Source organism: Streptomyces sp. NBC_01428, from assembly GCF_036231965.1.
GTDB lineage: Bacteria > Actinomycetota > Actinomycetes > Streptomycetales > Streptomycetaceae > Streptomyces.
The window spans coordinates 8,309,577-8,322,722 of the sequence record NZ_CP109499.1 but is presented as its reverse complement, the minus strand read 5'-3'; the positions used below and the strand labels follow the sequence as shown (position 1 = coordinate 8,322,722).

Here is a 13,146-nt window from a genome sequence, read left to right as displayed (position 1 = left end):
GGCAGGCCGTCCACCGTCTGGTGTGCCGCCATCGGGTCGGGACGCAGCGGTCACGCGGTGTACCTGCCCCTGGTGTGGCCGTTCACCGCACTCAGGTGCGCGTGGTGGGGGGCGGTGACCGCGACGGCCGCCATGTCGTCGTGGAGCCCGCGGCCGACCCACTGCGCGGCGAACAGCTGGACGTGTTCGACCACGGCCTCGGCCGGCATGCCCGCGCACTGGGTGAGCACGTTCTCCAGGCGCTGGACGCCGAAGAGTTCGTCTCCCAACGGTCCTCCCCTCGCCTCGGTGATGCCGTCCGTGAAGAACAGGCAGGTCTCGCCGGGCGCCAGTTCGACGTGGGCCGTGGTGGAGCTGATCTCCCAGAACGCGCCAACCAGTGTCCCCCGGGTCCTCGCCTGCTCGACCAGGCCGTCGGCACGCACGATCAGCGGCGGCGGGTGGCCCGCGCTGGTGACGCGCAGGTGGACCGTACCGCCGCGGCGGACGACGGAGGCGATGGCGAGGGTGGCGAAGCGGGTGTGGTGGGAGTTCATCAACGCGCCGTTGAGCAGGCCGAGCAGCCGCTGATGGTCCGCGGCCAGCGGCAGGAGCGCCTGCACGGTGTTGCGGATCTTGCCCGTCAGTACGGCGGCTTCCAGGCCCTTGCCGCACACGTCGCCGAGGACGACGAGGGACTCCTGCCCTTCGTCGGTACCGGGGTGCACGTCGTAGAAGTCGCCGCCGACACGCTCGGTCTGGCCCGCCGGACGGTACGTCCCGGCGAACTGCACACCGTGCACGCCGTGCAGTTGGGGCGGCAGCAGTTCGCGCATGAGGGTCGTGGTGATGGCCGCCTGCTCGGCGTACATACGGGCCGCCGACATGGCGGCGCCCGCGCGTGCGGCGAAGAGTCGGGCGAAGATCTCCTCGCTCTCCGTGAACGCGGCGTGGTGGCTGGAGCGGAGCAGGATCAGCGCGCCCGCCGGCGCCCCGTGGCCGGGCAGCGGTGTCACGACGGCGGAGCCGACCGGTTCGGTGAAACTGTCGGGGACGATCCATCCGGGGACTCCGGCCGGGTCGATCCAGCGGGAGGGCACGGGCGGGAATCCGCGCAGGGCGTCACTGAGACCGGGCAGTTGGCCGAGGTCCTCCTGCACCGTGCGGTGCTCCACGGCGCCGTCCGGCCCGCAGAAGGTGAGGGGCACCTTGCGTCCGCGCGAGGGGGCGACGATCACGGCGGCGTCGGCGAGGTGTTCGGCGGCCAGGCGGGCCGTGACCTCCATGCACCGCTCGACGTTCAGCGAGGAGAGGAGGGCGCTGGAGGCGCCGGCCAGGAAGGCGGTGCGTTCGCGCTCGCTCCTGAGGGCGTCCTCGGCGAGGCGCCGGTCGGTGTCGTCGACCAGCCACCACATGACGTCGCCGTCCTCGGTGCAGGTGGGGTGCGCCTCGAACGTACGGTCGCCGACACCACCGCTCGCGGCGGGAGCGGGACCGGTGCGCCGGGGGCCGGGGATGTCGGTCCGCAGCCGGGTCTGCGCGTCGGCCAGCCATTCGGGGACGACGTCCCGCAGCGGCGCTCCGGTGACGGCACCCGGGAAGAGGGCGGCCGCCGCGACGTTCAGGTCGATCACTGTGCCGGATGGGTCCGCGACCACCACGGGGTAGGGGGCGGAGCCCCACGTGGCGCCGAGGCCGACGCTCCGCGGGTTGGCAGGAGGCTGCTGGGAAGTGTCCACAAGCAAGGGCTCGCGTCTGCGGGCCCACCACCTTTCCGGACGACAGATTGTTTCCGTCCGACAACCATCTCGCGGCCGCTCCGTGCACGGCAAGCCGCTCGGGCGATGTCACACGAACAGGGGACACCCGGGCCGGGGTTCCGTCGCGTCGGCGTCGACGGAACCCCGCCCGAGGGGCGTCACCGGCGGCGGCTGCGCGTGGCCCAGCCGCTGCCCACGCCGGCGACGTGCAGGGCCAGCAGAGCGAGACCGATGAGCATGACGTTCGTCGAGGTGAACACGTCGTTCGTCGATATGTCCGCCGCGTTGATGAGGAACGAAATGAAAAACAGTACGGCGGCAACGATGCCGAGCATGAGGTCTCCCTGTGTCGAAGTGGTGGAGACCGGATGCCCAGCGGATGCGACTCGACACTCTGTCGGGTGCCGATTCCGCTGCATCCGCCGGGCCGCCCCGCCCGGAAGACAGGAGGACCCGCCGCATTCCGTACAACATGCCCTCCGACGACCGCGCAAGGGAGTTCCGATGATCGAGGTCGAGCGCACACTCACGCTGCAGCACCCCCTGCCCGACGTGGTGGCGTACCTGGCGGATTTCGCGCACACGGAGGAGTGGGACCCGGGAACGGTGAGCTGCCGTCCGGCCCGGGCGGGTGCCGCCGTCGCCAAGGGATCGGAGTGGCAGAACGTCTCGGAGTTCCGCGGGCGGCGCACCGAACTCCTCTACCGGCTGGTCCGTTTCGAGGACCGGCGGCTGACCTTCGTCGGGCGGAACCGGACGGCCACCTCGACGGACGACATGACCTTCGGCGAGGAGGACGGCGGGACCCGCCTCACCTACCGGGCCCGTATCGAGTTCCGTGGAGTGGCCCGGCTGGCGTCCCCGTTCCTCCGCAAGGAGTTCGAGCGGCTGGGGGACGAGGTGGTCCGGCGGATGCCGGAGGCCGTGGACGGTCACCTCGGCGCCGAGGGGCGGCCGGCCCGTTGATCACCCGTTCGCCGTTTTCCCGTACCGCCGGTGCAACCGACCGGCCGCCTCCATCGGAATAAAGGGGCAAAGCTCAGGTTACGGGCATCGCGCGCATGCCCTCTCCCGGTACGCGAAGGGACGTCACATGAAGCTCCAGGACGAACTGCCGGTCGATCACCAGCTCGGTGCCGTGTACCGCTGGGGTGCGGCCTTCTGCGGTGTGGTGCTGCTCGTGTTCGGCAGCCTCGGCTTCGCCGACGAACTCAGCCCGTTCACCACGGACGGGAACACCGTCGCGGGCCTCTCCAGCAACGGCGCGCTCAGCCTGATCTCCGTCCTGGTCGGCGTCGCGCTGATCGCCGGCGGCTTCATCGGCGGGAACGTCGCCTCCGGCCTCAACATGGTGGTCGGAACGCTGTTCCTGCTCAGCGGATTCGTGCACATCTTCATCCTCGACCGGCCCGCCAACGTCCTCGGTTTCGGCATGACCAACGTCATCTTCAGCTTCGTGATGGGGCTGGTGATCCTGACGTTCGGCATGTACGGGCGCGTGTCGAGCAAGCTGCCGCACGACAACCCGTACTGGCAGCGGCGCCATCCGCGCGAGGCCGCGCGGGAGTCCCTGGCCCGGCGCAGGCAGCCCGCCGGGGCCGGCTCCCTTCCCGCGGGCGGCTCGCGGCCGGCCCTCGACGGACGGACCGGCGCACCCGGTCGGCACGGCACGGGCTGAACCGCTCGGCGGCCGAGCAACACGACACGAAGGGGCGCTCCCCCGGACGGAAATCCGGGGGAGCGCCCCTCTCAGGCGCCCGCTCTAGGAAGCGGCCCCGGCGGAGGCCCGTACGCCGTCACGCGTCACCGTGCCTTCCACCGGACCGGTCGCCCGCCACACGCTCTCGTCGCCCTCGGCCAGTCCGAGTTCGGCCAGGCCCTTCAGGTGGCCGAGCACGGTGGAACGCTGGAAGCCCACGGTCGCGCTCAGTTCACCCACCTCGGCTCCGCCCGTACCGGCTTCGGCCAGCCGCTCCCAGGTCCGCACGGCGTGCCGGCTCAGGCCGCTCTCGCTGACCCTCCGCGACACGACGCCGGCCCTCTCGCCGGTGCTGTCCTGCCCGGGGATCGGAGCACTGGCCCGTGCCGCCCCGGCGTTGCGGGGGGCGGCCTGCTCCTGCACTGCGCGCGGTGATCTCCTCGGTCCGACCGGACGCGGCGTCATGTTCACCTTGCGGTGCCTACGGCCCTTGCGGTGTCGGCTCATCGATTCCTCATCTCCGCCTCGACGATGCTCACAGGAGGAGAACGAGCGGGACCCGACAAGGTAGTTCAGCCGTTCGAAGGACAGGGCCGCGCGGACATCGCCCGGCCTGACCCGGCGACGACGGGGTAAGCGGGCCTGCAGAAGCCCGACCCCCGCACCGGAAGGAATGCCATGCCAGGAATGGTGCAGCGTCTCAAGGAGTTCGCCAGGAGTCCCCAGGGACGACGTACGGCCGAGGAGATTCGGCGTGCCGCGGCGGATCCCCGGCGTCGGGCCCAGGCACAGCGGCTCTTCGGCAAGCTGCGCGGCCGTCACTGACACCGGCGGCACGGCCGCGCCGAACCCCGGTCTTTGCGACGATCGGGGTTCGAGGTGCGTCGAATCGAGCATCCGGGGTAGCCAGGCCTCCTATACCCATGTTCTTACGTAGGAGGTAACCGTGTCCGCAGAGCTGGAACCGCTGTCCATCGATGTGACGCTGCCCCGTGAAGACGCCGTGCTGTTGACCGTCGAGGGTTCGCTGGACATCGACACGGCCACGGAGCTGCAGCATCACCTGGCGAACCAGTTCCATCACGGACGCCGCCGGTTCCTGATCGACCTGTCCGCGGTCCCGTTCATGGACTCCTCCGGCATGAACGTCCTGCTGCGGAGTTACCAGGAGGCGCGCAACGTGTCGGGCAGCGTGCACGTCATCGCGCCGACGCCCGCGGTACGGCGGGTTCTCGACCTCACCGGAGTCAGCCTTACGGTGTCGGTGTCGGAGACCCTAGACGAGGCGCTGACGCTGGTGGACTCGTTGCAGGAGGAGGAAGAGCGGACGGGAACGCCGGCGCCCTGATCCGGCCGGTCCCCTTCGGCCGAACTGTTCGACCCGACGACGACGCGGTGGGGCGGACCCTTTCGGGTCCGCCCCACCGCGTCGTCGTTTTCGTTGTCGCCGCTTCTCAGCCGCGCGGACCGGGCACGGCCGTCCCCTGGCCGGTCAACGCTCCTGCCTCCGTGTGCGTCCGTGCCATCGGCGCGGGGACCGTCGTCCTGCCGTTCGTCGCGACGGCGGTCGGACCACCGCTCGCCACCAGCGCGCTCTTGTCGGTCTCCCGCCGGTTGCCTCCGGCCGCGAGCATGGCGTCGGCCGCGACGACGGCGTCATGGACACCGGTCTTCCCCGTCATCACGCAGAGGGTGTACGTGACGTCCTCCAGCCGACGCGCCGTCTCCAGCGTCTCCTTCTCGGCATAGGCGATCTTCAGAGCCGCGTAACGCGTCAGCAGTCTCCGGACAACCTTCGGGTCGGGCACGAGCACAGCGAGGGCTCCTCTCTCTATTTTCCGACCGTGTGCCCGGTGAGGGCCGATTCATTCACAACAGGGGCCCCTCACAACCTCTTTGGCCCAACGCTTTCTCCGTGGCCGTATCCCGTCACAAGGGATACGTGTAGGGCGCAGGTGTGACCTGGAGGAACTCGGGCACTCGACAGTCCGGGCACGTCCCGTGGCCCTCGTGGCCACCGGTCCGCAGGCAGTCGCACCGGAACCGCCAGGCCGGCGGACCCCTGCGCCCCCGAGAACCACGCGAAGAACCCGCGAGAAACCTGTGCGGAAGGAATGGAACATGGCGACGTCCACGACACCGAAGTACACCGTCCCCGGCATCAGCACGCACGACGGCGGCCGGATCATCGACGTGCTGGGCAGGCGCCTGCACGCTCTCAACGACCTTTCGCTGACCCTGAAGCACATTCACTGGAATGTGGTGGGTCCGCATTTCATCGCCGTTCACGAAATGCTCGATCCCCAGGTGGACCGCGTCCGTGAGATGGCCGACGACGCCGCCGAGCGGATCTCGGCGCTGGGCGGCGTGCCGCACGGTACGCCGGGCGCCCTCGTCGCCGAACGGACCTGGGACGACTACAGCGTGGGCCGCGCCGACGCCATCGCCCATCTCGGTGCCCTCGACCTCGTCTACACGGGCATCGTCGAGGACCACCGTGCGGCCGTCTCCGAGGTCGGCAAGATCGACCCGGTCACCGAGGACCTGCTCATCGAACAGCTGCGTTCGCTCGAACAGTTCCAGTGGTTCGTCCGCGCGCACCTGGAGAGCTCCGGCGGGTCCCTGTCCCAGCGCGACGCCCACACGGAGCAGGACGCCGCGCGATCGGCCGCCCGGTAACGGCGGGAGCGAGCGGCGGCGCGCCGCGACCCGAGAAGGGCCCGGACCGAGAACGGTCCGGGCCCTTCTTTCTCTCCTGCGACGTTCTCTCGTGCGACCTCCTCCCGTGCGACCTACTTTCGTGCGACCGCTCAGCCGCGCGCGATGCAGCTTCGTACGGTCGTGCCGGAGGCCCCCGTGTGGACACGGACGAGGTCCGAGACGACGTGCACGAGGAACAGGCCGCGTCCGCCGATCTGCTCGGGACGCAGGGGGCGGCGGCCGGCCAGCGGATCGTTCAGCCGTCCCCCGTCCTGGACCTCGCACACGATCTGCTCGCTCTCGGCCCAGATCCGCAGGGTGCCCGAACCGCCGCCGTGCACGACGCTGTTGGTCGTGAGTTCCGCGACGACGAGATTCAGGTCCTGGAGGCGGGCCGATGTCATACCGAGTTCCCGGGCCGCGCTCGTCGCGACATCACGGACGGCCGGCAGGCCTGCCGCGTCGAACCGGACGGTGGCCGCTCCCGGCGGATGGCGCAGCGTCTCGTTGCAGCGCTCCAGCACCGCGTCCGGATCGAAGGCGGGGCTGACACGCTCCTGTCCGTCGCTGATGACGACGGGGTGGGTGGCGTGCGCGTCGGCGATCACCTCGGCGGAGAGGGCCCGCGCGTCGTACGGGCAGAGAATCGTTACGTCATGTCCGTCGAACGCGCGGTTGATCAGAGCCTCGTGCTGGAGGCAGGCCGGGTACTCCGCGGCCGTACGCCCGTGCCACACGGGTTCGCCGATGATCCGGACCCGCCGCCCCCGGTGGGTGTCGGTGAACCGCCGCAGCACGGAGGGGATGATGCGGCCGGGGTTCCGGCCGTCCCGGGTCATGTCGATCCAGCGGACGTCGTCGCCCACCGGTCCGAGCGCACGTCGGATCAGGTCCAGCCGGCGGGTCGGCACGGCCACCGCCACCGGTTCCGCGGCCGCTACGCCCTCCGCGACGAAGCGCGTCGTCGCCTCCACGTATTCACGGTCACCGCGATAGAGGAGTGCCGGGTGGACGAAGGATTCGTCGCACGGCGCCGTCGGCGTCACGACCCGGCCTCCGGGCCCCCGTCGGTTGCGCGCCGGGCCGGTCCGGTCCTTCGGCGCGCCGCGGCGGATCCCGTCCGTCCGCCGTCCCGTTGCCACTCGTTCTCCACCGACTCACCTCGCCGACCGTTCTGCGTGACCGTCCCGGCCGACCCGGGTAGCGCCGCGTGGCCCGGGCCGTCTCGGCCGCGCCTGATCCTCACTTGCCCCGCTTTGCCCGCCGGAACCTTCCGGGCCTCCGTTCGAGCAGTGATACGCCGGAGTGCATCCGAACGGTTCCACCGGCCCGAAGATGTCCCGCCCCGGGGCCGGTCGGGATGCCCCGGACACGGATCTGAAGAAAGTTTCGAGTCGGGGGGCATGAGTGGTGTGATGCAGGGCAGACGGGCCCTGGCATCAATTCCTTCGAACGATTTGGGGTGGGCGGCATGACAGCCGTGACGGCAGCGAAGGCAACGCACACGGCGCAGCTGGCAGCGACGACGGTGGAGAGCACGCTCCCGCAGATCGCCGAGCCGCTGAAGGTCAGCCCGAAGGACGCGCGTGAACTGTCCCGTCAGTTCTTCGACCGCCTCACGGTGCTCGAAGAGGGCACCCACGAATACCAGTACGCGCGCAACACCCTCATCGAGATGAACCTCTCCCTCGTCCGGTACGCGGCGGCGCGCTTCCGTAGTCGCAGCCAGGGCGAGATGGAGGACATCGTCCAGGTCGGCACGATCGGGCTCATCAAGGCCATCGACCGGTTCGAGCTGACCCGCGAGGTCGAGTTCACCTCCTTCGCCGTGCCCTACATCGTCGGTGAGATCAAGCGCTTCTTCCGTGACACCAGCTGGGCCGTGCACGTGCCGCGCCGTCTTCAGGAGGCCCGCGTCGAGCTCGCCAAGGCGACGGAGGAGCTGCGCACCCGCCTCGGCCGCACCCCCACCACGCGCGAGCTCTCCGAGCTGATGTCCCTGTCCGAGGAAGAGGTCATCGAGGCCCGCAAGGCGTCGAACGGCTACAACTCCTCCTCGCTCGACGCCGCGCTGACCGCCGACGGCGGCGCCGACGGCGAGGCCGTGCTCGCGGACTTCCTCGGTGAGGACGACCCGTCGCTGGAGCTGGTCGAGGACTTCAACTCGCTGGCCCCGCTCATCGCCGAGCTGGACGACCGCCAGCGCCGCATCATCCACATGCGTTTCGTCGAGGAGCGCACCCAGGCCCAGATCGGTGAGGAGCTCGGCATCTCGCAGATGCACGTCTCCCGGCTGATCACCCGCATCATCAAGCGGCTCCGCACGGGCCTGCTGGACCCCTCGATCGCCTGACCCTCCCCCTCTTCACACCCGGTTCGACGGTCCCGTCGTTCCCCGCCAGGACTCCGGTCCGGTGTGGGGCGGCGGGACCTCGCCGTGTGCGGGTCCGCCTCTCCGGACGGAGAGGGTCCTGTGTGTCCCCTTCGCGCGCTCCTATTCCTGCTCCCGGCAACATTTTCCGGCTGCCGAAGAGTTATCTCTCACGCTTTGTTCACGACCTGCGTTCTGGGTTAGCCTGCGGCGTATTTTCTTGGCGGGACGACCCGCGATCCGCCGGAATTTCCACGGACAGGTGTGGGGCCGCCGTGGGCCCGGCGTGGTTCCGAGTTCCGTGACGCGGGACTCCAGGGGAGCGGAACGAGGGTGGGCATGACCAGGGCAGCGAGCGGGACGTCCGTACGGACCCCGGGCGAGCAGGAGTTGCGCCAGTTGCTGGCCGGCCTCACCGCCGTGCGCGACGGCGACTTCGGCACCCGGCTCCCCGACGAGGCCGGCGGCCTCCTCGGGGACATCGCGACCGTGTTCAACGGCATGGTCGACCAGCTGTCGGTGTTCACCTCGGAAGTCACCCGGGTGGCCCGGGAGGTGGGTACCGAGGGCACACTCGGCGGGCAGGCGGAGGTGCCGGGTGTCTCCGGTACGTGGGCCGATCTCACCGACTCCGTCAACGCCATGGCGGGCAACCTCACCACCCAGGTCCGTGACATCGCCCAGGTGGCCACGGCGGTCGCCAAGGGCGACCTGTCGCAGAAGATCGACGTTCCGGCGCGCGGCGAGATCCTCCAGCTGAAGGAGACCGTCAACACGATGGTCGACCAGCTCTCCGCGTTCGCCGACGAGGTGACCCGCGTCGCCCGTGAGGTCGGCACCGACGGACGTCTCGGCGGCCAGGCCCAGGTGCCCGGCGTCGGAGGTGTCTGGCGCGACCTCACCGACTCCGTCAACTTCATGGCCGGCAACCTCACCGCCCAGGTCCGCAACGTCGCGCAGGTCACGACGGCGGTGGCGCAGGGCGACCTGTCGCAGAAGATCACCGTCGACGCCCGCGGCGAGATCCTCGAACTCAAGAACACCATCAACACGATGGTCGACCAGCTCTCCGCGTTCGCCGACGAGGTCACCCGCGTCGCCCGTGAGGTCGGCACCGACGGACGCCTCGGCGGCCAGGCCGACGTCAAGGGGGTCAAGGGCACCTGGCGGGACCTCACCGACTCCGTCAACTTCATGGCCGGCAACCTCACCGCCCAGGTCCGCTCGATCGCCCAGGTGGCCACCGCCGTGGCCAAGGGCGACCTGTCGCAGAAGATCACCGTCGACGCCCGCGGCGAGATCCTCGAACTCAAGGAGACCATCAACACGATGGTCGAGCAGCTCTCGGCGTTCGCCGACGAGGTGACCCGGGTGGCCCGTGAGGTCGGCACGGCCGGCAACCTGGGCGGCCAGGCCACCGTGCGGGGCGTCTCCGGCACGTGGAAGGACCTCACCGACAACGTCAACGTGATGGCGTCGAACCTGACCGGTCAGGTCCGCTCCATCGCGCAGGTGGCCACCGCCGTGGCCCGCGGCGACCTGTCGCAGAAGATCACCGTGGAGGCGAAGGGCGAGGTCGCCGCCCTCGCCGACGTCATCAACACGATGGTCGACACCCTGTCCGCGTTCGCCGACGAGGTGACCCGCGTCGCCCGTGAGGTCGGCACCGAGGGGCGCCTCGGCGGCCAGGCGCACGTACCGAACGTGGCGGGCACCTGGAAGGACCTCACCGACAACGTCAACTCGATGGCCAACAACCTCACCGGCCAGGTGCGCAACATCGCCCTGGTGACGACGGCCGTGGCCAAGGGCGACCTGTCCAAGAAGATCGACGTCGACGCGCGCGGCGAGATCCTCGAACTCAAGACGACCATCAACACGATGGTGGACCAGCTCTCCGCGTTCGCGGCGGAGGTCACCCGAGTGGCCCGCGAGGTCGGCAGCGAGGGCCGGCTCGGCGGCCAGGCGGAGGTGGAGGGCGTCTCGGGCACGTGGAAGCGGCTGACCGAGAACGTGAACGAGCTCGCCGGCAACCTCACGCGGCAGGTCCGCGCGATCGCCGAGGTCACCAGCGCCGTCGCCGAGGGCGACCTGACCCGGTCCATCACCGTCGAGGCCTCGGGCGAGGTCGCCGATCTGAAGGACAACATCAACTCCATGGTGGAGTCGCTGCGTGAGACCACGCGCGCCAACCAGGAGCAGGACTGGCTCAAGACGAACCTGGCGCGGATCTCCGGCTTGATGCAGGGCTATCGCGACCTGGACGTCGTCGCCGACCTCATCATGGACGAACTCACCCCGCTGGTCGCCGCGCAGTACGGCGCGTTCTACCTGGCCGAGGAGACGGCCAAGGGCACGGAGCTGCGGCTCGTCGGCTCGTACGGCTATCCCGACGAGGACGGGCGGCCCACCCGGATCCCGCTCGGCCGTTCCCTCGTCGGCCAGGCCGCGCGCAGCCGCCGCGCCATCACCGTCGACGACGTGCCGCCGGGCTACGTCACCATCTCCTCCGGCCTCGGACGGACGGCACCGACCGCTCTCGTGGTGCTTCCCATCGTCGTCGAGGAGCAGGTGCTCGGCGTCATCGAGCTGGCCTCGGTGACGCGCTTCACGCAGGGGCACCGGACCTTCCTGGAACAGCTGATGGAGACCATCGGCGTCAACGTCAGTACGATCGTCGCCAACGCCCGCACCGACGAGCTGCTCGGCGAGTCGCAGCGGCTGACCGCCGAACTGCAGGCCCGCTCCGAGGAGTTGCAGGTCCAGCAGGACGAACTCCAGCGGTCCAACGCGGAGCTGGAGGACAAGGCCTCCCTGCTGGCGACCCAGAACCGCGACATCGAGGCGAAGAACCTGCAGATCGAGCAGGCGCGGCAGGAACTGGAGGCGCGGGCGCAACAGCTGTCCCTGGCCTCGAAGTACAAGTCCGAGTTCCTCGCGAACATGAGCCACGAACTGCGGACCCCGCTCAACAGCCTGCTCATCCTCGCCCAGTTGCTGGCGCAGAACCCCTCGCGCAACCTCACACCGAAGCAGGTCGAGTACGCCGGGATCATCCACTCCGCGGGCTCCGACCTGCTCCAGCTGATCAACGACATCCTCGACCTGTCCAAGGTCGAGGCGGGAAAGATGGACGTCACCCCCGAACGGGTCCCGCTGCGCCAGCTCCTGGAGTACGTCGAGGCCACCTTCCGGCCCATGACGTCGCAGAAGAGCCTGGACTTCACGGTCAGCACCGCGCCCGGCGCCCCCGTCGACCTCCTCACCGACGACTCCCGGCTGCGTCAGGTGCTGCGCAACCTGCTGTCGAACGCGGTGAAGTTCACCGAGCGCGGGCGCGTCGAGCTGCGGATCGAACCCGCGGCGGACCAGGAGATCCCGCCGGGCGTCCGGCACGGCGGGACCGTGGCCGCCTTCCGCGTCAAGGACACCGGCATCGGCATCCCCGAGCAGCAGCTGGAGACGATCTTCGGCGCCTTCCAGCAGGCCGACGGCACGACCAGCCGCAAGTACGGCGGGACCGGGCTGGGGCTGTCCATCACCCGGGAGATCGCCCATCTGCTGGGCGGCGCGGTCACCGTCGACAGCGTGCCGGGGCAGGGCAGCACGTTCACCCTCTTCCTGCCGGTCGCCCGGCCCGAGTTCGAGGCGCTGCTGGCCGGCGGCCGGAAGCCCGAGGGGGGACCCGACGCCTTGGCGCCCGCGGAGACCCGGCACGCGATCGCCGGTTCGGCCGGCCCGGCCCGTTCCCGCAGGCGCCGTCTGCTGGTCGTCGAGGACCGGCCGCGGGGGCTGCTGACGCTGGTCGCGGAGAGCGCGGTCGGGGACGTGGCGCGCAGCCGTGACGAGGGCGCCGCACGCGAGTCCGTCGACGTCGTCACCGTCGTCGGGGCACAGGAGGCAGCGAGCGCGCTGGCCGCCGAGCCGTGGCACTGCGTCGTCCTCGAACTCGGCCCGCCGGGCGGGGAGACGGCCCGCTTCCTCGAAGCCGTCGAGGGCGACTCCGCTCTCGCGACGGTACCGGTCCTCGTCCACAACGGCAGCCGGGTGGACCTCGCGCAGGAACAGGCGCTGCAGTCCCGCTCCGGCGCCCGGTCCCTGGAGTTCCTGTCCAGCCTGGACGAGTTGCGCGAACGCATCGCCCTGCACCTGTCCGCCGAACAGCCGGGCGACGTGGTGCCGCTGGTGCGCGCCGAGGAGGCACGGCGGCAGCCCGCGCAGCCGATCGACGACGCGTTCCGCGGCCGTACGGTGCTGGTCGTCGACGACGACGCCCGCAACCTCTTCGCGCTCAGCGGCATTCTGGAGCTGCACGGCTTCCAGGTGCTGCACGCGGAGAACGGCAGGAAGGGCATCGAGACGCTGCTGGCCCGGCCCGAGATCGCGTTGATCCTGATGGACGTGATGATGCCCGAGATGGACGGGTACGCGGCGACGGCCGAGATCCGGAAGATGCCGCGCTACGCCGGCCTGCCGATCATCGCGGTGACCGCGAAGGCCATGCCGGGAGACCGCGAGAAGAGCCTCCTGTCGGGGGCCAGCGACCATGTCACCAAGCCGGTCGACACCGATGACCTCATCGCCTGTGTCCACCGCTGGCTCGGAGAGTGACATGGCGTCCGGCACCGACAGCCGCT

The 13,146-nt window shown here is 70.2% G+C and carries 12 protein-coding genes; 7 read left to right on the top strand and 5 right to left on the bottom strand.

The window, feature by feature from the left end; all coding sequences use genetic code 11:
• Window positions 1-50: 50 nt before the first annotated feature.
• Together OG406_RS36295 and OG406_RS36290 are read right to left on the bottom strand one after the other, a co-directional pair.
• Window positions 51-1,718: a SpoIIE family protein phosphatase gene (locus tag OG406_RS36295; RefSeq protein ID WP_329189929.1), complete on the bottom strand. Its 1,668-nt coding sequence runs from the start codon at window positions 1,716-1,718 to the stop codon at window positions 51-53.
• Between the two features lie 179 nt (window positions 1,719-1,897).
• Window positions 1,898-2,074: a hypothetical protein gene (locus OG406_RS36290; RefSeq protein ID WP_203659033.1), complete on the bottom strand. Its 177-nt coding sequence runs from the start codon at window positions 2,072-2,074 to the stop codon at window positions 1,898-1,900.
• A gap of 169 nt (window positions 2,075-2,243) precedes the next feature.
• Between OG406_RS36290 and OG406_RS36285 the strand changes: the two genes are divergently transcribed.
• Together OG406_RS36285 and OG406_RS36280 are read left to right on the top strand one after the other, a co-directional pair.
• Complete coding sequence (locus OG406_RS36285; protein WP_164370164.1) at window positions 2,244-2,705, top strand: SRPBCC family protein; 462 nt, start codon at window positions 2,244-2,246, stop codon at window positions 2,703-2,705.
• Between the two features lie 127 nt (window positions 2,706-2,832).
• On the top strand, window positions 2,833-3,417 hold the full coding sequence (locus OG406_RS36280; RefSeq protein ID WP_164370165.1) for a DUF4383 domain-containing protein: 585 nt from the start codon (window positions 2,833-2,835) through the stop codon (window positions 3,415-3,417).
• 84 nt (window positions 3,418-3,501) lie between these two features.
• Here the strand turns inward: OG406_RS36280 and OG406_RS36275 are convergent, their stop codons facing one another.
• Window positions 3,502-3,861 carry a hypothetical protein gene (locus OG406_RS36275; RefSeq protein ID WP_203659036.1) on the bottom strand — a complete coding sequence of 120 codons (360 nt, stop codon included), beginning with the start codon at window positions 3,859-3,861 and terminating at the stop codon, window positions 3,502-3,504.
• A gap of 255 nt (window positions 3,862-4,116) precedes the next feature.
• Between OG406_RS36275 and OG406_RS36270 the strand changes: the two genes are divergently transcribed.
• Both OG406_RS36270 and OG406_RS36265 read left to right on the top strand, forming a co-directional pair.
• Window positions 4,117-4,263: a hypothetical protein gene (locus OG406_RS36270; protein WP_266610552.1), complete on the top strand. Its 147-nt coding sequence runs from the start codon at window positions 4,117-4,119 to the stop codon at window positions 4,261-4,263.
• Window positions 4,264-4,384: 121 nt separating this feature from the next.
• Window positions 4,385-4,786 carry an STAS domain-containing protein gene (locus OG406_RS36265; RefSeq protein ID WP_329189925.1) on the top strand — a complete coding sequence of 134 codons (402 nt, stop codon included), beginning with the start codon at window positions 4,385-4,387 and terminating at the stop codon, window positions 4,784-4,786.
• 106 nt (window positions 4,787-4,892) lie between these two features.
• Here OG406_RS36265 and OG406_RS36260 read toward each other — a convergent pair whose 3' ends face one another.
• Window positions 4,893-5,252, bottom strand: coding sequence for a DUF5133 domain-containing protein (locus OG406_RS36260; RefSeq protein WP_323179440.1), 360 nt, complete (start codon window positions 5,250-5,252; stop codon window positions 4,893-4,895).
• Window positions 5,253-5,559: 307 nt separating this feature from the next.
• On the opposite strand from OG406_RS36260, the gene OG406_RS36255 reads away from it, so the two are divergent.
• Window positions 5,560-6,117, top strand: a complete 558-nt coding sequence (locus tag OG406_RS36255) for a Dps family protein (RefSeq protein ID WP_081222626.1) — start codon at window positions 5,560-5,562, stop codon at window positions 6,115-6,117.
• A gap of 131 nt (window positions 6,118-6,248) precedes the next feature.
• Here the strand turns inward: OG406_RS36255 and OG406_RS36250 are convergent, their stop codons facing one another.
• Complete coding sequence (locus OG406_RS36250) at window positions 6,249-7,184, bottom strand: sensor histidine kinase (RefSeq protein ID WP_329189921.1); 936 nt, start codon at window positions 7,182-7,184, stop codon at window positions 6,249-6,251.
• 425 nt (window positions 7,185-7,609) lie between these two features.
• On the opposite strand from OG406_RS36250, the gene OG406_RS36245 reads away from it, so the two are divergent.
• Both OG406_RS36245 and OG406_RS36240 read left to right on the top strand, forming a co-directional pair.
• Window positions 7,610-8,491, top strand: a complete 882-nt coding sequence (locus tag OG406_RS36245; RefSeq protein ID WP_164370168.1) for an RNA polymerase sigma factor SigF — start codon at window positions 7,610-7,612, stop codon at window positions 8,489-8,491.
• A 357-nt stretch (window positions 8,492-8,848) separates the two neighbouring features.
• Window positions 8,849-13,120 (top strand): HAMP domain-containing protein, encoded by a 4,272-nt coding sequence (locus tag OG406_RS36240; protein ID WP_267051758.1) that lies wholly within the window; start codon window positions 8,849-8,851, stop codon window positions 13,118-13,120.
• Window positions 13,121-13,146: the final 26 nt, after the last annotated feature.

Coding starts and splice junctions, on each gene's coding strand:
- OG406_RS36280 (WP_164370165.1), top strand. CDS start 2,833: ATGAAGCTCCAGGACGAACTGCCGGTCGATCACCAGCTCGGTGCCGTG.
- OG406_RS36245 (WP_164370168.1), top strand. CDS start 7,610: ATGACAGCCGTGACGGCAGCGAAGGCAACGCACACGGCGCAGCTGGCA.
- OG406_RS36255 (WP_081222626.1), top strand. CDS start 5,560: ATGGCGACGTCCACGACACCGAAGTACACCGTCCCCGGCATCAGCACG.
- OG406_RS36240 (WP_267051758.1), top strand. CDS start 8,849: ATGACCAGGGCAGCGAGCGGGACGTCCGTACGGACCCCGGGCGAGCAG.
- OG406_RS36285 (WP_164370164.1), top strand. CDS start 2,244: ATGATCGAGGTCGAGCGCACACTCACGCTGCAGCACCCCCTGCCCGAC.
- OG406_RS36290 (WP_203659033.1), bottom strand. CDS start 2,074: ATGCTCGGCATCGTTGCCGCCGTACTGTTTTTCATTTCGTTCCTCATC.
- OG406_RS36270 (WP_266610552.1), top strand. CDS start 4,117: ATGCCAGGAATGGTGCAGCGTCTCAAGGAGTTCGCCAGGAGTCCCCAG.